Source organism: Psychrobacter sp. CoH-33_TS_01 (assembly GCF_058189395.1).
Window position 1 is genome coordinate 1 of record NZ_JBVGQI010000106.1, and the last position, 231, is coordinate 231.

Consider the following 231-nt stretch of genomic DNA (forward strand, 5'->3'; position numbering starts at 1 on the left):
GGCCGGTCGTCGCCGAACCGGCTGACGACGCGCGGCTGGTCGTGGTTGTTCCAGTAGAGGCTGTTCCAGCCGGTGTCCGCGAGGCCCTCCTGCCACTTCGCGAGGTTGCGCTTGAGGTCGAGCACGCTCGCCGGGCGGTCGTCCCATTTGCCGCCGGGGCCGTGGTCGAGGTCGACGTGCTCGAACTGGAAGACCATGTCGAGCTCCGCGCGCGCGGGATCGGTGAACAGC

The 231-nt window shown here is 69.7% G+C and carries 1 protein-coding gene; it reads right to left on the minus strand.

The window, feature by feature from the left end:
• The coding region (locus tag ACZ2XM_RS15715; protein WP_490619047.1) for an alpha-amylase family glycosyl hydrolase at positions 1-231 on the minus strand (231 nt) is incomplete at both ends.